Annotated in this window: 20 protein-coding genes and 1 tRNA gene; 10 read left to right on the top strand and 11 right to left on the bottom strand. The window is 62.6% G+C overall.

Going from position 1 to position 18,230, the window contains the following annotated elements; all coding sequences use genetic code 11:
- The 4 genes from VFL62_RS18160 to VFL62_RS18145 form a co-directional block, all read left to right on the top strand.
- On the top strand, positions 1-819 hold an 819-nt coding region (locus VFL62_RS18160; RefSeq protein WP_325173762.1), incomplete at its 5' end, for an ATP-binding cassette domain-containing protein.
- On the top strand, positions 809-1,474 hold the full coding sequence (locus tag VFL62_RS18155) for a methionine ABC transporter permease (RefSeq protein WP_325173761.1): 666 nt from the start codon (positions 809-811) through the stop codon (positions 1,472-1,474). The genes VFL62_RS18160 and VFL62_RS18155, both read left to right, overlap by 11 nt.
- Before the next feature lie 30 nt (positions 1,475-1,504).
- Positions 1,505-2,284, top strand: a complete 780-nt coding sequence (locus tag VFL62_RS18150; RefSeq protein WP_325173760.1) for a MetQ/NlpA family ABC transporter substrate-binding protein — start codon at positions 1,505-1,507, stop codon at positions 2,282-2,284.
- 17 nt (positions 2,285-2,301) lie between these two features.
- A complete protein-coding gene (locus VFL62_RS18145; RefSeq protein ID WP_325173759.1) occupies positions 2,302-2,457 on the top strand; it encodes a hypothetical protein in 156 nt (51 codons plus the stop codon).
- A gap of 50 nt (positions 2,458-2,507) precedes the next feature.
- On the opposite strand, the gene VFL62_RS18140 is transcribed toward VFL62_RS18145, so the two are convergent.
- The 8 genes from VFL62_RS18140 to VFL62_RS18105 form a co-directional block, all read right to left on the bottom strand.
- A complete protein-coding gene (locus tag VFL62_RS18140) occupies positions 2,508-3,887 on the bottom strand; it encodes a sigma-54 dependent transcriptional regulator (protein ID WP_325173758.1) in 1,380 nt (459 codons plus the stop codon).
- A gap of 53 nt (positions 3,888-3,940) precedes the next feature.
- On the bottom strand, positions 3,941-4,294 hold the full coding sequence (gene fliN, locus VFL62_RS18135; RefSeq protein WP_325173757.1) for a flagellar motor switch protein FliN: 354 nt from the start codon (positions 4,292-4,294) through the stop codon (positions 3,941-3,943).
- A 17-nt stretch (positions 4,295-4,311) separates the two neighbouring features.
- Positions 4,312-4,929, bottom strand: coding sequence for a FliH/SctL family protein (locus tag VFL62_RS18130; RefSeq protein WP_325173756.1), 618 nt, complete (start codon positions 4,927-4,929; stop codon positions 4,312-4,314).
- A complete protein-coding gene (gene fliG / locus VFL62_RS18125; RefSeq protein ID WP_325173755.1) occupies positions 4,929-6,011 on the bottom strand; it encodes a flagellar motor switch protein FliG in 1,083 nt (360 codons plus the stop codon). The genes VFL62_RS18130 and fliG overlap by 1 nt, the downstream gene beginning before the upstream one ends.
- 6 nt (positions 6,012-6,017) lie before the next feature.
- Positions 6,018-7,640, bottom strand: a complete 1,623-nt coding sequence (fliF, locus tag VFL62_RS18120; RefSeq protein ID WP_325173754.1) for a flagellar basal-body MS-ring/collar protein FliF — start codon at positions 7,638-7,640, stop codon at positions 6,018-6,020.
- Positions 7,641-7,821: 181 nt separating this feature from the next.
- Positions 7,822-8,097: a DUF1153 domain-containing protein gene (locus VFL62_RS18115; protein ID WP_002714638.1), complete on the bottom strand. Its 276-nt coding sequence runs from the start codon at positions 8,095-8,097 to the stop codon at positions 7,822-7,824.
- Between the two features lie 381 nt (positions 8,098-8,478).
- Complete coding sequence (locus VFL62_RS18110; RefSeq protein WP_325173753.1) at positions 8,479-9,159, bottom strand: flagellar hook assembly protein FlgD; 681 nt, start codon at positions 9,157-9,159, stop codon at positions 8,479-8,481.
- A 19-nt stretch (positions 9,160-9,178) separates the two neighbouring features.
- On the bottom strand, positions 9,179-10,834 hold the full coding sequence (locus tag VFL62_RS18105) for a flagellar hook-length control protein FliK (protein ID WP_325173752.1): 1,656 nt from the start codon (positions 10,832-10,834) through the stop codon (positions 9,179-9,181).
- Positions 10,835-11,154: 320 nt separating this feature from the next.
- Between VFL62_RS18105 and mnmA the strand changes: the two genes are divergently transcribed.
- The 4 genes from mnmA (at position 11,155) to VFL62_RS18085 (ending at position 13,605) form a co-directional block, all read left to right on the top strand.
- The gene (gene mnmA, locus VFL62_RS18100; protein ID WP_325173751.1) at positions 11,155-12,348 is read left to right on the top strand and encodes a tRNA 2-thiouridine(34) synthase MnmA; all 1,194 of its coding nucleotides are present in this window, start codon (positions 11,155-11,157) and stop codon (positions 12,346-12,348) included.
- A 15-nt stretch (positions 12,349-12,363) separates the two neighbouring features.
- Positions 12,364-13,002 (top strand): class I SAM-dependent methyltransferase, encoded by a 639-nt coding sequence (locus tag VFL62_RS18095; protein WP_325173750.1) that lies wholly within the window; start codon positions 12,364-12,366, stop codon positions 13,000-13,002.
- A 52-nt stretch (positions 13,003-13,054) separates the two neighbouring features.
- Positions 13,055-13,408 (top strand): hypothetical protein, encoded by a 354-nt coding sequence (locus tag VFL62_RS18090; protein ID WP_325173749.1) that lies wholly within the window; start codon positions 13,055-13,057, stop codon positions 13,406-13,408.
- Between the two features lie 120 nt (positions 13,409-13,528).
- Positions 13,529-13,605, top strand: a tRNA-Met gene (locus VFL62_RS18085).
- A 185-nt stretch (positions 13,606-13,790) separates the two neighbouring features.
- Here the strand turns inward: VFL62_RS18085 and VFL62_RS18080 are convergent.
- The 3 genes from VFL62_RS18080 to VFL62_RS18070 form a co-directional block, all read right to left on the bottom strand.
- A complete protein-coding gene (locus VFL62_RS18080; protein ID WP_325173748.1) occupies positions 13,791-15,290 on the bottom strand; it encodes an ATP-binding protein in 1,500 nt (499 codons plus the stop codon).
- Between the two features lie 125 nt (positions 15,291-15,415).
- The gene (locus VFL62_RS18075; RefSeq protein ID WP_325173747.1) at positions 15,416-15,673 is read right to left on the bottom strand and encodes a hypothetical protein; all 258 of its coding nucleotides are present in this window, start codon (positions 15,671-15,673) and stop codon (positions 15,416-15,418) included.
- Between the two features lie 228 nt (positions 15,674-15,901).
- Positions 15,902-16,378: a helix-turn-helix domain-containing protein gene (locus VFL62_RS18070; RefSeq protein WP_325173746.1), complete on the bottom strand. Its 477-nt coding sequence runs from the start codon at positions 16,376-16,378 to the stop codon at positions 15,902-15,904.
- A 492-nt stretch (positions 16,379-16,870) separates the two neighbouring features.
- Here VFL62_RS18070 and VFL62_RS18060 point away from each other — a divergent pair, with 492 nt between their 5' ends.
- Together VFL62_RS18060 and VFL62_RS18055 are read left to right on the top strand one after the other, a co-directional pair.
- Positions 16,871-17,122, top strand: a complete 252-nt coding sequence (locus tag VFL62_RS18060; protein ID WP_325173745.1) for a hypothetical protein — start codon at positions 16,871-16,873, stop codon at positions 17,120-17,122.
- A 174-nt stretch (positions 17,123-17,296) separates the two neighbouring features.
- Positions 17,297-18,230 (top strand): FAD-binding protein (locus VFL62_RS18055; protein WP_325173744.1); only part of this gene is annotated, 934 nt, incomplete at its 3' end.

Raw genomic sequence — 18,230 nt, 5'->3', positions numbered from 1 at the left:
CTCGACGAGCGCGGCCTGCGCGAGGCGCGCCGTTCGATCGGCATGATCTTCCAGCATTTCAACCTGCTGTCCTCGCGCACCGCGTTCGAGAATATTGCCTTGCCGCTCGAGATCGCGGGCCTCGGCGCGGCCGAGGTGACGAGGCGAGTCGAACCGCTTCTGGAGATGGTTGGGCTATCGGATAAGCGCGACCGCTATCCGGCCGAACTTTCCGGCGGACAGAAACAGCGCGTCGGCATTGCGCGGGCGCTGGCGACGCGGCCCAAGGTGTTGTTGTCGGACGAGGCGACGTCCGCGCTCGATCCGGAAACCACCGACCAGATTTTGGCGCTGCTCAAGACCATCAATGCAGAACTCAAGCTCACCATCCTGTTCATCACCCATGAGATGATGGTGGTGAAAAAACTCGCCGACCGCGTCGCCGTGCTCGAGGGCGGGCGTATCGTCGAACAGGGCACAACATTCGAAATCTTTGCGCATCCGCGTCATGAAACGACGCAGCGCTTCATCGGCGCCATCACTGGTGCCCAGGTGCCGGAATGGCTGGTTGCGAAGTTAAGGCCGGCGCGTCAGCCCGGCGACAGCGCGGTGCTGCGCGTCGGCTTTGTCGGCGCCGAGGCCGACCAGCCGGTGCTCTCGCGCCTGTCACGCAGTTTCGGCCTCGACGTCAATATCCTGCATGGGCAGGTGGAGACGATTGCGGGCCGTCCGTTCGGATCGCTGTTCATTTCGGTTTCCGCCGATGCCGATTTGCGGCGGATCACGGAGCAACTCGTGGCGGGGCAGAATACGGTGGAGCATCTCGGTTATGTCGCCTGAAATGCTCCAGCTTATCGCGAACTCGACGCTCGACACGCTCATCATGGTCGGTCTTTCCGGCATGCTTGGAACGCTGTTCGGACTTCCGCTCGGCATCTTTCTGGCGACGAGCCGTGCTGGCGAACTGTTCGCTGCACCGGCGGCCAACCGCATTCTCGGCCTGGTCGTCAACGCGACGCGCTCGACACCGTTCATTATTCTCGTTGTCGCCATCGTGCCGCTGACACGGCTGATTGTCGGAACCTCGATCGGAACGCGCGCCGCGGTGGTGCCGCTCACGATTGCGGCGATTCCGTTCATTGCGCGCGTTGTCGAGGCCGCGATCCGCGAGGTCGATCAGGGGCTGGTGGAAGCCGCGCGAGCCTTCGGCGCCAGTCCGCTCCAGATCGTGCGCAAGGTGCTGCTGCCGGAGGCCTTGCCGGCACTGACGCTGGCGCTGACATTGACGCTTGTCAGCCTGCTCGGCTATTCGGCGATGGTGGGCGCGGTCGGCGGCGGCGGGCTTGGCGATCTCGGCATTCGCTACGGTTACCAGCGTTTCATGCCGGAGGTGATGGCGGCGGTCGTGATCGTGCTGATCGTGCTGGTGCAGGGCGTGCAGACGCTGGGTGAGATGATTGCGCGCCGGCTCGACAAGCGCAGCCGGAAATCTTGAGTGCTGTTTTCGAGGAAGGATCTCTTTATCATGTCTCTCCGTTTTCTCCTGGCCCCGGTTCTCGCGGCGGCCTTCGCTATTCCGGTCCGTGCCGAGACCATCAAGGTCGGCGTGACGCCGGGACCGCACGCGCAGATCCTCGAAGCCGTGAAGCCGATCGCGGCCAAGAACGGTCTCGACATCCAGATCGTCGAGTTCACGGACTATGTGGTTCCGAACGCCGCGCTCGACGCCGGCGACCTGCAGGCGAACTCATTCCAGAACCAGCCTTATCTCGACAACCAGAAGGCCGACCGCGGTTACAAGATCGAAACCGTGGCGCTCACCGTGAATTTCCCGATGGGAATCTATTCCAAGAAGTACAAGAGCTGGGACGCGGTGCCACAGGGCGCGACCTTGTCAATCCCGAACGATCCGACCAATGGCGGCCGCGTGCTGCTGCTGTTGCAGGATAAGGGCGTGCTCAAGCTAAAAACCAATGTCGGCTTCAAGCCGACGATTGCAGACGTTACCGACAATCCAAAGAAGTTCAAGATTGTGGAAGTCGACGCCGCCCAGACGGCGCGAACGCTCGACGATGTCGACGTCGCCGGCATCAACACCAACTACGCCACACAGGCCGGTCTCGACCCGGTCAAGGACGCGATCCTGCGCGAGGATCCCAAGGGTCCTTATGTGAACCTCATTGCGGTGCGCAGCGCCGACAAGGACAAGCCGTGGGTCAAGACGCTGATCGAGAGCTATCACACGCCGGAAGTTCGCGAATTCGTGCTGACCAAATTCAAGGGCGCGGTGTTGCCGTCGTGGTAAAGCGCCGGCGCTAGGCGATGAAACGCGCCGCCATCTGGCTGTTCTATGCGATTGGCGCGCTCGCGCTCGCCTACCTCGCGCTTTATGCCTATGTGACGTTTACCGGGCGTTCCCTCGAACCCGGCGATCCCATTCACATCTTCCGCAAACCCGGCGCGCCGGAATTGGGTTAGACTGCAAAAACGGCGCGAGATTGCCTCGCGCCGTTTCGCTGGAAATGATCTCAGCCAGCCATGGTGGCGCGATGTGGTTCGCCGGCGCCGGCCGGCGTGATCGGCAGGCCGCCGTCGGCATATTCGTTGAGCTTGTTGCGAAGCGTGCGGATCGAAATGCCGAGAATGTTGGCGGCGTGGGTTCGGTTGCCAAGGCAATGCTTCAGCGTTTCCAGGATCAGGTCGCATTCGACATCGGCCACGGTGCGACCGACCAGGGCGCGCGTGACCTGCTCGGCGGCGAAGGTGGCATGCGCGACCACTGGCGCCGTCTTGGGGCCGTCGAGGCGGTCGCCGTCCGGCGTGATGATCGCTTCGACGCCGATCTCGTCGCCTTGTGCCATCAGCACCGAGCGGTGAATGGTATTTTCCAGTTCGCGAACGTTGCCTTGCCAGCGGTTGGTGGTCAGAACCCGGCGCGCCTCGGCCGAAAGCGGTCGCAGCGGCACGCCGTTGGCATCGGAGTATTTCTTGACGAAGTGCTGGGCCAGCTCGAGGATGTCGGCCGGTCGCTCGCGAAGCGGCGGAATCTTCAAGTTGACGACGTTGAGGCGGAACAGCAGGTCTTCGCGGAAGGTGCCTTCGCGCACCGCGTCCGCAAGGTTGCGGTTCGAGGTTGCGATGATGCGGATGTCGACTGGAACCGGCCGTGTGCCGCCGACGCGGTCGATCACGCGCTCCTGAATGGCGCGCAGCAATTTTGATTGCAGCCGCACGTCCATTTCGGAGATTTCGTCGAGCAGCAGCGTGCCGCCGGTCGCTTCCTCGAATTTGCCGATCCGCCGCGCCACCGCGCCGGTGAAGGCGCCCTTTTCGTGGCCAAACAGCTCGGATTCGAGCAGATGCTCGGGGATCGCCGCGCAGTTGATCGAGATGAAGGGTTTCTTGGCGCGGTTGGAGCGGGTGTGAACGTAGCGCGCCAGCACTTCCTTGCCGGTGCCGGATTCGCCGGTGATCATGACGGAAGCATCTGATCCCGCAATCTGTTGCGCCAGCTTGATGACTTTGGCCATCGCGTCGTCGCGATAGACGAGATCGCGGGAATCATTGGCGACGGCGGCGAGGACCGCAGCGATCAGTTCGGGATCGGGCGGCAGCGGAATATATTCCTTGGCGCCGGCATGGATTGCGGCGACTGCAGCGCGGGCATCATTGGAGATGCCGCATGCGACGATCGGCACATGAATGTGTTCGGACTCGAGGCGCATCACGAGGTCGCGGATGTCGAGGGAGACATCGACCAGCAGTAGGTCGGCGCCCTTGCCGCCGCGCAGCACCCGCATTGCCTGCTCGTTGTCCTCCGCGTGGGTGACGGAAGCGCCGTTATCCATCGCGATCTTGGTTGCCGTTGTAAGCTGCCCTTTCAACGTGCCCACGATAAGAAGCCGCATGGTCATCTCCTGTTCGACTGTTCGCGCCGTTCAGGCGCGCATTATTCAAAATCTTAGTTGCGATCCGCTTTGATGATTTCGGTCATGGTGACGCCAAGCTTGTCTTCGACCAGCACGACCTCGCCGCGCGCGACCAGCCGGTTGTTGACGTAAATATCGATGGCTTCACCGACGCGGCGATCGAGTTCGAGCACCGTGCCGGGCCCGAGCTTGAGCAGGTCGCCGACGTCCATCTTGGAGCGGCCAAGCACGGCCGAGACCTGTACCGGCACGTCGAACACGGCTTCAAGATCGGCTGCGATGCGGGCAGCGTTCTCATCCTCATTGTAGGCCACGTCATCGCCCACGGCCGGCGCGCCGGCTCCATTCAAATCCGGGAGCGGAACCTGTGTGTCGTTGTCACTCATGGTTCATTCCTCCTGATTCAGGTCTGATTGCGGGACGCGATGTAGCGCCCGACGAGTTCATTGATCTTGGCCTCGATCGCCGCCCGTTCGAGAACGACGCCGCCATCGGCCCACTCAATCCGGCAATCGCCGGTCTGGATCTCCGGTTCGGCCAGGATCACCAGACGGCCGGCAAAGCCGCATTGCTTCGCCAAAGTCTCGATGCGGGCATGCGCCGCCTCGTAAAGGGCATCGTTTATTCTGACCACGATATGCGGGGTCGAGACGAGCTGCGCGAAGCAGTCGGAAACAAGCGCGGTGATCTCGCCCATCGGCTCGCGCGCGACAAGTTCGCTGGCGAGCTTGCGGGCGACCGCGATCGCCACGTCGACGGCTTCGGTCTCCATCCGCTGCTCGAGCCCGGAAAAGCCGGCGGCTATGCCCTTGATGGCGACGCCGATGGTCTCGAGCGCCAGCGCCACGCGGCGATCGCTTTCGGCCTTGGCCTCGCGTTGCGCCGCGTCATAGCCGTCGCGATAAGCGCGCGCCTCGGCGGCGGCGACCTTCTGGGCGACCTCGGCGGCGGTCGCGCGCTCGCGCGCCCGGTCGGGGGCCCCGAAGTCGGTGTCGAACAGGAATTTTGCGGGCGCGGCCATCAATACACCAATTCGTCGTCGGCGCGGTTCTTGGTCAGGGTGATCTCGCCCTTGGCGGCAAGGTCCTTGGCGAGGTTCACCAGCAGCGCCTGCGCCTCATCGACGTCGCGCAGCCGCACCGGTCCCATGGCCGCCATGTCGTCGAGCAGCATCTTGCCGGCGCGCGAGGACATGTTGCTGAGGAAGAAGCCGCGCACCTCTTCGTTGGCGCTCTTGAGTGCGACGCCGAGCTTGTCCTTGTCGACGTTGCGCATCAGCGTCTGCGCCGAACCGGAATCGAGCTTGATCAAATCATCGAACGTAAACATCAGCGCCTTGATGCGCTCGGCGGATTCGCGGTTATCCTCTTCCAGCGAGGTGATGAAGCGGGTTTCGGTCTGGCGGTCGAAGTTGTTGAAGATTTCCGCCATCACCTCGTGGGCGTCGCGCCGTCTGGTCTGCGACAGGTTCGACATGAACTCGACGCGAAGCGTCTGCTCGACGCGCTCGATCACTTCTTTCTGTACCGCTTCCATCTTCAGCATGCGGTTGACGACGTCGAGCGCCATATCCTCGGGCAGGATCGCAAGCACCCGCGCCGAATGCTCGGGCTTGAGCTTGGAGAGCACGACGGCGATGGTCTGCGGGTATTCGTTCTTGAGGTAGTTGGCGAGCACCTCTTCCTGCACGTTGGAGAGCTTCTCCCACATGTTGCGGCCGGCCGGGCCGCGGATCTCGTCCATGATTCCGATGACGCGCTCCGGCGGCAGGTACTGCTGCAACAACCGCTCGGTGGCATCGAAGTTGCCCATCAGGGCGCCCGATGCCGACATCCGCGACACGAATTCGAGCAGCATGTCCTCGACCACATCGGCCTCGACGGTGCCGAGCGTCGACATCTGGATCGACAGTTCGCGGACCTCGTCATCGTCGAGCAGCGACCAGACCTTGCCGCCATATTGCTCGCCTAGCGCCAGCATCAGCATGGCGGCGCGCTTGGGGCCGGGAATCGGCTCTCCCTTGGCCTTGTTGGCCTGACGCGCCGCCAGCGAGGAAATCACGCTGGTGATGTCATTGGCGTTGTTGGTTTGAGACGTAGCCATGTCGGATTATGTTGCAGCCGGTTCGGACAGCCATTGACGGATGATGGCTGCGGTTTCGTTGGGATTGCGTTCGGCCAATTCGCCGACGCGATGAACGGATTGGGCGTGGACCTGGCCCTGGACCTGGGCCACGTCGATGAGTTGTGCGGTGTTGTTGACACCGGGCACAAGGCTCGAACCCGGAGCGGCCGCCTGGGCGCCGCCGTCGGTGATCGCAGGCAGCGGCGCTTCCGCGGGGGCCACCACTTCGTCAGCAAGGATGCGCTTGACCAGCGGGCGGATCACCATGAACAGCACGACAAGGCCGAGCAGCATCATCACGCCGAGTTCGATAACGTACATCACGTCGTCTTTGGTGAACTGCAGCATACCGAGCAAGCCGGTGGGCTCGGCCAGGGGGGCTACGGTCGGTGCTTCGGCAAATCTCAGGTTGACCACCTCGACCTGGTCGCCGCGTTTCTGGTCGAAGCCGATCGCCGAGCGCACCAGGGTCGCGATGCGATCAAGCTGTTCCTTGCCGCGATCCTGATAGACCATCTCGCCCTTGTCGTTCTTGACGTAGCTGCCGTCCACCAGCACCGCGACGGAGATCCGGTTGACCCGGCCGGCTTCGGTGACTTCGGTCTTGGTGGTGCGCGAGATCTCGTAGTTGTTGGTCTCTTCGGTCTTCTTGCTCTGGTCGCGCGCGACAGGTCCGCCGTTGTTCTGCTGATTGCCCGGCAGTTCGTTATTGACCGTCACCTGACCGTTGGTTTCGGCAGTGGCGCTGGATTCCTCGCGGGTCTGGCTCGAGCGCAACACGCGCCCTTCGGGATCGAACTTGTCGGACGTCTGGGTAATCTTGTTGTAGTCGAAATCGGCCGAGAGCTGGACGCGGGCGCGGCCGGCGCCGACTACGGACGAGACGATCGCTTCGACCTCGTTGCGCAGCCGCTTCTCGAACGCATTGCGGCGTTCGTCGGCGACCGTGTTGTCCTGTTCGCCGCCGGCACCGTCGGCGAGCAATTGGCCAGCTTCGTCGACGATCGACACCCGCTGCGGCTTCAAACCGTTGACGGCGGAGGCGACCAGATGGCGGATCGACCTGATCTGCTGCGGCTCGAGCGTGCCGCGGACGCGAACCACGATCGAGGCGGAGGGTTCGGGTGCTTCCCGGGCAAACAGCGGCCGCTCCGGCAACACCAGATGGACGCGGGCGGCCTGGACGCGGTCGATGGCGCGGATGGTGCGGGCCAATTCGCCTTCCAGCGCGCGCAAATGATTGATGTTCTGGACGAAACTCGTGGTGCCCAGTGCGTCCGACTTGTCGAAGATCTCGTAGCCGACACCGCCGCCCTTGGGCAGGCCGCCTTCGGCGAGCTTCATGCGCAGCCGCGTGACCTTGTCCTTCGGCACCATGATGATGGCGCCGTCATTGCGGATCTCAAAGGGAATCGCCTGCCGTTCCAGGTCCTTGATGACGGCACTGGAGTCCTCAAGGCTGAGGTCGGTGAAGAGGGTGGTCATCTGCGGCGTGGTGACGCGCATGATGACGAACGCGAAGAAGCCGATCAGGGCAGCCGTTACTGCCACCATCGCCATCAGCCGCGAAGCGCCCAAGCCTCTCAGAAAGCTTACGAGACTCTGCAAACCAACCGCCCCTAAAGATTCGGTCCCAACGGGGATCGGACCACTGGGCAATTATTGCCTACGGTATGGTTTCGATATGGTTAACAAAGGTAAACGGCAGGGGGTGAAAGTTCAAAACGGCAAAAATCGGCTTCGCGGAGCGAAGCCGATTTTCCTCAAATGCCATCGTGTCAGATGGTGGCTATTGGCGATATTGCTGGATTCGGGTGGTCCGCAGGCCAGCAAGGCCATGCTGGTCGATCGAGAACTGCCAAGACAGGAATTCGTCGACGGTCAGCGTATAGCGGCTGCAGGCCTCTTCGAGGGAGAGCAGGCCGCCGCGAACCGCGGCAACGACTTCAGCCTTGCGACGGATCACCCATCGCTTGGTTCCGGGGGCGGGCAGATCCGCAATGGTCAGGGGGCTGCCGTCGGGCCCGATGACGTATTTTACCCTCGGGCGATGAGGCTCTGTCATGGCGTACTCACAAACTCTAAACCACTGAAACTCACGCCATCAAATTACGCCCGCCGACTTAAAATTTGCCTAAACCCAAGGCTGCAATACGAATCTCCTTGAAAATGCTGCGTCCGAAGCGGTCCGGCTGCCCTATCCGGCGGTTTGTTAACCGGACGTTAGGCCGCCAGGCGAGGGTGAACCGGATGCAAATGACCGCCACGCTGGCGCTTTCGGGGGCGATTCCGCCGATCTGAGGCCTTGCACCAACAGCGCTGTGTTAATCAGGGACTTCAGATCGACGGGCCGGGTACCAGACTCAACAGATTTGGGGTCGACGACTTTTTGCGGTTCACAAAAGCGTGGCTGCCGCAACGGAACACGCACTTCGCGAAGTGCGCACTAGTTGATGATGCTCCGGACCTGGTTGACCGTGAAGGTCTGGCCGCCGATCGAAAGCAGCGGCGGCGACTGGGTGAGATCGACCGAGGATACCACGCCTTGGATTTCGGTGGTGATGGCGACCGAGTTGCCGGCCGAATCCTTCGCGGTCGCCGTCAGTTTATATGTGCCATCGGGTTGCTGGGTGCCGTCGTTGCCGAGCCCGTTCCAGGTGAAGGTCTGGTTGTTGCCGGCGTTGGCGTTGGTGGTGCTGGTGTAGACGGTCGCGCCAGTGCTGTTGGTAATGTTGACGGTCACCGCCGAGGCGGTGGGGATATTGAGCCCCCAGGCGGCCTTGCTGTTGGTCAGCGACGTGGTGTCACCCTTGACCACAGCGGTCTTGCCGACGAATTCCAGCGCCTGGCTCGATTGCGCGGTCTGCTGCAGCGAGACCAGCGTGGCCAGCGAATCGTTGGTGTTGATTTGCTGCTGGACGCCGGCGAACTCGACCAGTTGCTGGGTGAACTGGTTGGTGTCGAGCGGGCTTAATGGGTTCTGGTTTTGCAACTGGGTGGTCAGCAGCTGCAGGAAGCTCTGGAAATTGCCGGCGATCTGCTGGTTCGCCAGCGCGTTGGCGGAAGAGGCCGAGCTTGAGCTGCTGGATGATGAAGTCTGCGGCGTCGTTCCCGAAACAACGGTCATATCGTTCTCCTCACACTCTTTACACTCTGATATCGACGCCGCCGCTCGATCCAAGCGAGCGAGCGTAGCTGCGGCCCGCTACGGCGGCGGGAACAGCGTCCTCGTCGCTGATGATCAGCCGCTGGGCATTTGGATTGCTGCTATTGTTGCCGCCATTCTGGCCCGACGAAGACTGGTCGCGCAGGCTGAATTGCAGGCCACCGCTATCGGTCTTGAGACCGGCATCGCTCAGCGCCTGCTGCAACTGCGGCGCGTCCTGACGCAGCATCGAGAGGGTTTCCGGCTTTTCGACCGTCAGGTGCGAGGTCACCTGACCGTTCTGGTCGATCTGGACCCGCACGTCGATCCGGCCGAGATCGGCGGGGTCCAGGCGGATTTCAAAGCTGGTTTTGCCGCTCTTCACATTGGCGGCGATTTCCATCGCGACGCCGCTCAGGGGCACCGCGCCGTTAGCGGCCGACGTCACGGTCAGATTGTTCGCCGAGCCGACGGCCGAGGTCGAGTTGAACTGCGGCGTGAGCGCGCCGATGGCCTGGGTGGTGACGTCGGGCACATCGGTTGCCGCGGCATGGGCGACGGTTGCTGCCACGTGGTCACGGGCGGCGGCGGCCGCCGCCGGCGCCGCATCGGCGGTCGTGGCCTGAGCGGCGACGTTCGCGGTCTCCGGCTTAGCCGTTGTCGCTGGAATTAGTGATGGTGGGGCGACATTCTGACCGGCATCAGCGGCGGCTCCGGGCGTGGTTGTATCCGTCGTCGTCGAATTTTTCGCCGAGCCTTCGGTTGTCGCAGCCTGAGCCTTTGCTTGTGCCGCATTCGGTGCGATCGGTACGGTCGCGCCGACCGTGATTGTCGCCGACGCATTCTGGGTGACGTCGAGTTGCACCTGCGGCGGAGCAACTTTCGGATCGCCCTGCTTGAGGACAGCATCCTTGGCGCTGCCGTCGCCTGAGGTGGCCGTAGACGTTGTGGAAGAATCGGTCTTGCCAGCGGCCGACGGTGCTGGCGGCGCCGCCGGTGGCTGGCTGCTCGCGGCAATCGCTGCCGCAGCAATCGCCAGCGGCGCAGTCGGAGCGCCGGTGGTCGGCGTTGCCGGCGGGGTGTTGGTGACCGGGGCAGTTGTAGGAACCGCAACAGCGACGGGGACGGTTGCCGGATTGCCGGCCTGCTGCGCCAACAGTGCAGCATCGACCGCGGTCGAGGTCGCATCGGTTCCGGTGTCCTTGGATTTGGTGTCGGCCGACTGCGTCGAATCCGATGCCGTCGTGGCGGACGACTGGTCCGTGTTGGTGCTCGTCGCACTGCTCGCGTTCGCCGTCGAATTGGAAGTTGTATTGCCGGAATCGGGCGACTGAGCGGCACCCGCAGTGTTGCCGGAGCCATCGTTTGCTGGCGCCTTCGACGAATTGTTATTGGCGGGCGCCACATTGTTGGCGTTCTTGCTATTGGGGCTATTTGCCGAGGCCGCCGGCGGAGGCGGCGGGACATCCGCATTGTTTACGGATGGGGGCGGGGGCGCGGGCGGCAGTGCCGACGCGGCGTCGTTCGCCGTGTTCTGGCTGACCAGGCCCGCGAAAACGTCATTGGCCGGCGGCGTATTGGCGCGGGTTAGCCAGGCAGGCGCGGCCTGGAACGCGGCGTTGGCTGCAGCTGCGGCATCTTGGGTAACACTGACCACTGAACGGCCTCCGGCAAGAAACTCTCGCTATGGGATCAGCAAGGACCGGGCCATCTCGAGTGGTTTCGAAAAACCTTTATATTTCAATGCATTGAGAATTGAAGCCAGACGCCCTCGGGCCGTCGGCGACCCATCTTTTCTGCCCGGCGGCAAGATTTGCCGCTTCTGCTCTGCATGGCGGCCGTGTGATTGCTTCGCGCCAACTCGGCCTATATTAAAGTGCAGCTTCCGGCCGTCCCGGCAGACGGTTAAGTCCTTGAAGGACAACGCGCCGCCGCTTCTGACCACCGCCGCTAGCGCCAAGTTGGTGACCTAAGACCATGCGCAACAGTCTGGATCTCGAAGGCCGTCCCCAGGATACCCGCGTGGTCGTGGCCATGTCGGGCGGGGTTGATTCGTCGGTGACGGCGGCACTGTTGAAGTCGCAGGGCTACGACGTCGTCGGCATCACCCTGCAACTCTATGACCACGGCGCGGCCACCCACCGCAAGGGCGCCTGCTGCGCCGGGCAGGACATTCATGACGCTCGTAATGTCGCCGAGCGGATCGGCATTCCGCATTACGTGCTGGATTACGAAAGCCGCTTCCGCCAATCGGTGATTGACAGCTTCGCCGAGAGCTACGCCTCGGGCGAGACGCCGGTTCCCTGTATCGAGTGCAACCGCTCGATCAAGTTTCGCGATTTACTGGCGACGGCGCGCGAACTCGGCGCCTCGGTACTTGCAACCGGTCACTATGTGGCCTCGCGTGAATTGGCGGATGGATCGCGTTCGCTCGTTTGCGCCGCGGATAGCGATCGCGACCAGAGCTATTTCCTGTTTGCGACCACGCGCGAGCAGCTTCAATATTTGCGCTTTCCGCTTGGCGATATGACCAAGCCCGAGACGCGCGAGCTGGCGCGCCGTTTCGGGCTCGACGTCGCCGACAAGCACGATAGCCAGGACATCTGCTTTGTGCCGAGCGGCCGCTACACCGACGTGATCGGCCGCTTGCGACCCAACGCGATCGAGCCCGGCGAGATCGTCGATCTCGATGGTAACGTCATCGGCGGTCATCAGGGCATCGTTCATTTCACCGTCGGCCAGCGCCGCGGCCTGGGCATCGCTTCCGGCGCGCCGCTCTATGTCGTGAAGCTCGATGCCGCACATCGCCGCGTCGTGGTCGGTCCGCGCGAGGCGCTGCGGATGGACCGTATCACCTTGCGCGAAGTGAACTGGATCGGCGACGGTCCGCTCGATCGGGCGGTCGGTGCGGGGCTTGAGATTTTCGTCCGCGTGCGCTCGACGCGTGCGCCGCAGCCGGCATGGCTGCGCGCGACCGACGATGGTTACGCGGTCGATCTCGTCGCCGGCGAGGAGGGCGTCTCGCCGGGCCAGGCCTGCGTGTTCTACGATGCGCCTTCGGGCCGTGCACGCGTGCTTGGCGGCGGCTTTATCCAAAGCGCGAGCGCCAGGGCGATGGCCGGCAGGACCGCAAGGGCCGCGGTGCCGCTCGCCGAAACGGTTCGCGGATAAATTCCAGGGCAGGGCATGGGGGCAGATATCGACCGCGCTGGGGTCGCCAAGGCGTATGGCCGCTGGGCTCCGATCTACGACCTCGTGTTCGGCAAGGTCTTCGATCAAGGCCGGCAATCGACGATTGCGGAGGCCGATCGGATCGGCGGGCGGGTTCTCGACGTCGGTGTCGGCACGGGCTTGTCGCTGTCCGATTATGCGCAAACCACGAAAATATGCGGCGTCGATATTTCCGAGCCGATGCTGCGCAAGGCGCAGCAGCGCGTCCGGTCATTGGGTCTGAAAAACGTCGAGACACTCGCGGTGATGGATGCCAAGAATCTGGCGTTTGCCGATTCCTCCTTCGATGCGGTGGTCGCGCAATATGTCATCACGGCGGTTCCCGATCCGGAAGCAACGCTCGATGACTTTATTCGTGTGCTCAAACCGGGCGGCGAACTGATCCTGGTCAATCATATCGGGGCCGAAAGTGGTCCGCGGCGGGTCTTTGAGCTCGCCTTTGCGCCGCTCGCGCGCCGGCTCGGCTGGCGGCCGGAGTTTCCATGGGCGAGGCTGGAGAAATGGGCGGTCAGGCACGGCGGCGTTGTCCTTGCCGAACGGCGGCCGATGCCGCCGATGGGCCACTTCTCGCTGATCCGTTACCGCAAAGCCTGAATCATTGATCTGAGCGCGCGGAACCAGCGCCCGCGATGTTCGTTTTCGTGGCATGACCAGACATGCGCTGCTTCTGACACTCGCGTTCTTGACCTCGGTTCAGGGGGCGGCCGCACAGGCACCGCCGACCGCAACGACGCCGCCGCCCCCGACGGCGATCGCCGCGGCCGATGACTGCGCCCCGACCGCAAAACCCGCGGTGCCGCGCCCCAACCGCGAACCGGGCACCACCACCGGACAGGCGGCGGAGCCGCTTGGCGACAAGCTCGCGAGGTCCGATGGCGTGCTTTGTCCGCCTCCCGGTGTCGACCCGGAGATCCGGGCGCCGACCCCCGACGCCGGCAATACGCCGGTGATTCCGCCGCCGGGAAGCCCGGGCGGCAACCCGGACGTCCGGCCGAAATAACGCGCCACGTCAGCCGTTTCGTTCTGAATTCGGGCTTTGCTTGACAGGGCCGGGAGCTACTTCTTATATGCCGCGCGCTCGCGACTGTGGCCCATATAATGTCCGCATTGCCTGCGCCGTGGCGGGGTAGCTCAGCTGGTTAGAGCACGGGAATCATAATCCTGGGGTCGGGGGTTCGAGTCCCTCCCCCGCTACCAACCCAAGCATCGATCTTTGAAATTCCCCGCCTTGGATCTGATCCCGTCAACGGGATGTATCATCGAGACATGGACGAACCGTTGCGGCAATGTCGTGACTGGTCGGGCTCCCGGCGAGTTGCTGCGATCATAGATCAGACAAGACGTTAGTTACAGCCTCAATGAATGCCGCAGTCAAAGCCGGGTCACGACGATGCGCATAGCTCCGGTGCTGCGATAGCCGCGTTCGGGTCAGCCGGTGCTGTCGTCCAGGGCGGTTCGATGAGGCTCACAACGCGGCGACCGAGGCCGTCGAGTTGGCAAACAATCAGACCCTGTTCCTCGATGTAGGCCAATGTCCGCCGCGCGCGGCGAAGGGAATGCGTGCCATAGGCGCGCGCAATGGCTGCATCACTGGGACAGGGTAGGTTTTCCTTCGCCGCACGAGCCATCAGCAAAAAGACGCCTTGCATGTCATCGGGCAGCGCGCCAGCTTTGATGGAGAGTTCCTGCCAGTCGACATCCTCGCTCATGTCACTCGGAAGCCCGGCGCGAGCGCAGGTCAGCATTCGTCGAAAAGCACTGAGTGTTGGAGCGGAAGAACCCAAACCCTCTATCCGACAACGAACGACGAACTCTTGATAAAGAATGTCTGTCGCGCGAAATGCGGCGTCGGGTTCCGCAAGAATGACGCCTAGAATGCAGTCCAGCCTTTGGCGTCGCTCTGCTCGTTGTTCCGACGTGAGTGGAGGATCGGTTTCTCCTGGGACTACATCACTCTTAGTGGCTGCTGCCAGTTGGCTGGCGATATCGGCAGGAAGAGGTCTGCGCACGGGACGATTGGGCTCGCGAGGAGGCGCTGCCAGGATGATAGCGCGCGCATCCGCCAAGGGCGCTCCCGGTAGCGGCATCAGGCGTGGAGATGAATTTCGTGGCTGAGTATCCGTAGGCCCTATTCGCAGACTGATCGGACGACGACAGAGGGCCGACCCAAGTGCCATGAACTGTCCACGCTCCAAATCACGGAAGGCATCAGCCTGCCGACGTTCCATACCGAGCAGGTCGGCGGCGCGCGCCATATCGATGTCGAGAAACGTGCGGCCCATAAGAAAATTCGCGGCTTCGGCGGCGACGTTTTTGGCAAGCTTCGCGAGACGCTGCGTGGCTATAACGCCGGCCAGTCCTCGCTTGCGGCCACGGCACATCAAGTTGGTCATGGCGCCGAGTGAAAGCTTGCGAGCCTCGTCCGAAACTTCGCCGGCCACGGCCGGAGCGAACAACTGAGCTTCGTCCACGATCACCAGCATCGGATACCAATGATCACGGGGCACCTCGAAGAGGCCATTAAGAAAGGCTGCCGCGCGCCGCATCTGGTTCTCGGCATCAAGCCCCTCCAAGTTCAGAACAGTGGAGATGCGGTGTTCCCGAGCCCTTTCGCCGGCAACCTGTAAGCCCGGCTCGGTGTGCTCTTCGGCGTCAATAACGAGGTGACCAAACCGTTCAGCCAGCGTTACGAAGTCACCTTCGGGATCGATGACGGCTTGCTGGACCCAGGGCACGCTCTGTTCAAGCAGACGGCGGAGGAGGTGGGATTTGCCCGATCCGGAATTGCCCTGCACGAGCAAGCGTGTCGCAAGAAGTTCCTCCAGATCCAAAGTCGCGGGCTCAGCCGTTGCGGTTCGTCCCATTTCGATAGCAACGGTCATTTTCCGACTCAGATCCGACTTAGGGCTCGCATCTAACAATCTGCCGGAGCCGGGTCGAGTGCACGAGCCGAGGAAAGCGGTGGAAAGCCGGTCTGGCGGGAACTGGTCGGTAGCCGACGCCTCGGCTAGAGCAATTTTGCTCGTGCAAATAGTTTCCGAACCGCTTGCGTTGCTTGGATGTTTAGCATCCCATTCTCAGCGGCTGCCTCGAGCGCGGCTTTGGCATCCGCGTGTAACGACCGAAATTCCATCCATTCAACGGGACCGAGGCTCGTGATGAATCGGTAGGCCTGTCCGACGGTCGCAATGACGACAGGTTCGCCGTTCAGTTTAATCTTGAACGACGCTCTCAACAGAGTGTGAGAATCCGATGCATGGTTCATTTGCGTTTCCCGGGAGATAGCCAGGCACGCGTGGTGCGTCCAGCCGTTTCCCCAGGCTTTTTTGACTTGTCGGGCCGGAATTGGCCTCCGCTCGTAGCGTAGACGCCGCCCGAAATCAGAATAATTGCCGCCCAGTCATGGGCTGCCGGCCAGTCCCCGGCAACGGGGTGGCCACGAGTGCCGTCATGGCCGCCGTCGCGGCCGCAAACGCAGCGTAACAGGGCGTGACTAATCTACAGTGCGCTTTCCTCTCGTGCCGTGCAATTTGCGAGAGGCGGTTGAGCCTGCGACCTTCCGAACAAATGTAGCGGATTCATCGAGCTCGTGCCCGTCGCTTCCGCGCAGTGCAAGTCGCGGCACGCGGTGTCCGTTTGCCTTCTCCACCAGAACGGAATGACGCTCGGATTTGTCAAAGCAATGATCCTCGCCCCACTGGCGCAAGCTGACGGTCACCAGAAACAGATCCCGGCCCTTATCGGTCAGGACGTATTCCTGGTAGCCGTCCTCACCGGCGATCGGAGTCATTTCCAACACGCCGATCGCAACCAAATGCTTTAGGCGCGCCGTCAGGATGCCCTTCGAGATTTTCAGGCTCCTCTGAAATTCACCGAACCGCCGCATGCCATCAAAGGCATCGCGGATGATCAGCAGCGACCACCTATCCGAAATGGCAGGACTATTTCCGGCGTCATCAGCCGCCGGCATTGATCGTTTGGGGTGAAAACGACGTTATCTTTCCGCCGGTCGGCGCTCACCCGTATCGGAAGGATTTGAAAAACGTCGACTTCAACATCCTTGAATCGGGACACTTTGCGCTCGAAGATCATGCTGAGGTGATCGCCGAGCACATCCGGCGCTTTCACGATTCACTGGCACGCGGCATGGCGGCGTAAGGAAGGCTTCGCTGGGAATGCTAACGATATCGCCGCGCGGTGACGACCGCCGCGGCGACCGTCGGACCGGCATTTTCGGGTTAGCGGTGTTCCGGATCGAGGCGTTGGTCCAGGGCTCACAGATCACGCGTGCGATGACGCATGGGCTGGGAACCGCCGCTTCCGCTGGGGTAGCGGTAGCGGAACAGCACGTGCCGATTGGGGATGTCGAGGAGAGCAGCCCAAATCCGGGTTCCGTCGGAACGAATCCTTGGCCGCTGGTGTTGGCGGGAGGGCAGTTTGCCTTCTAAGAGGAGAAGACAACATGACACCTATCGGCAAGAGTTTGCTTGGTACGGCTCTGGGTGCTGGCATGCTGGCGCTGTCCAGCATTAGCGCATCCGCTGCAATCGCCTGTTCAGGCAACGTGTGCTGGCATACCCACGATCGCTTTGACTATCCGGCCCGAGCCGGAGTCGTGGTTCACGAAGACGATTGGCGTCCGGGTCCGCGGATTATCTTCCGCGAGCACGAGGGCCGCGGCTACTGGCATGGCGATCGCTGGACCGAGTGGTAACCGTCATAGCTGACTTGAGTTTTTTGGGAGGCTGCCCGGCGGGCAGCCTCTTTTTTGCATTCGCCACGTGGTCGCGATCTGTGCTCTTATTTGACGTATTTTTTCACGTAAGACTGCAACGGTTCATTCTTGAGGATGCTCCAGAAGCAATCACGGCAAAGGAAATCCAGTTTGTTGGAAACGATCTCCCCTCTTGAAACCGACGTTCTCGTGATCGGCGCAGGCGGCGCAGGGATGTACGCGGCGCTGGAGGCGGCCGGCGCCGGCGCCGACGTCATCCTGGCCGACCGCAGCCTGATCGGCCGCGGCGGCGCAACCGTGATGGCACAAATGACGGTGGCCGCCGCGCTCGGCGAGCAGACGGCAGATCATTGGGAGCATCATCTGGCAGACACGCTTGCGGCCGGCCGCGGCCTCTGCGACCAGAAGCTTGCCGGCATTCTCTGCGAAGATGGCCCCCGGCGTATTCGCCAGATGGATGACTGGAAGGTCGGTTGGGCCCGCGAAGATGGACATATCAAGCAGGTTCAGGCCCCTGGCCATGACCGGCCGCGCTGCGTCTATGTGGATTTTCTGTCGACCGGACCCGCGGTATCGAAGACGCTGCGCGCACGCCTGAACGATGCCAGCGGCATCCGCCGGATCGGCGATTTGTTGGTCACGGATATCAGCGTGCGCGACGGTGAGGCACAGGGCGCCACCGCGCTTCACATTTCCAGCGGCCGCATCGTGCCGATCGCGGCGAAAGCGGTCGTGCTCGCGACCGGCGGGTTGACGCGGCTCTATCACCGCAACAGTGCTTCGGCCAATATGGGTGGCGATGGCTATGCGCTCGCGCTGCGCGCCGGTGCCGAATTGATCGACATGGAATTCGTGCAGTTCTTTCCGATCGGTCATCTTGCGCCACGGCTGGTCGGCATGGACCCGATCATGTGGGACCCCTTCCGCTACAAGCTCGGTGGCAAACTCCTGAATGCCGACATGCACGAGTTCGAGGCGGACTACGCGACGCGCGATACGCGCAGCGACGGCCGCTATGTGCTGACGCGCGATCTTGCGACCTACGCCATCACCAAGGAAGTCGAGGCTGGACGCGGCACGCCGGCAG

The sequence above is a fragment of the Bradyrhizobium sp. genome, from assembly GCF_035701725.1.
GTDB lineage: Bacteria > Pseudomonadota > Alphaproteobacteria > Rhizobiales > Xanthobacteraceae > Bradyrhizobium.
This window is presented reverse-complemented; position numbering and strand designations above follow the sequence as displayed.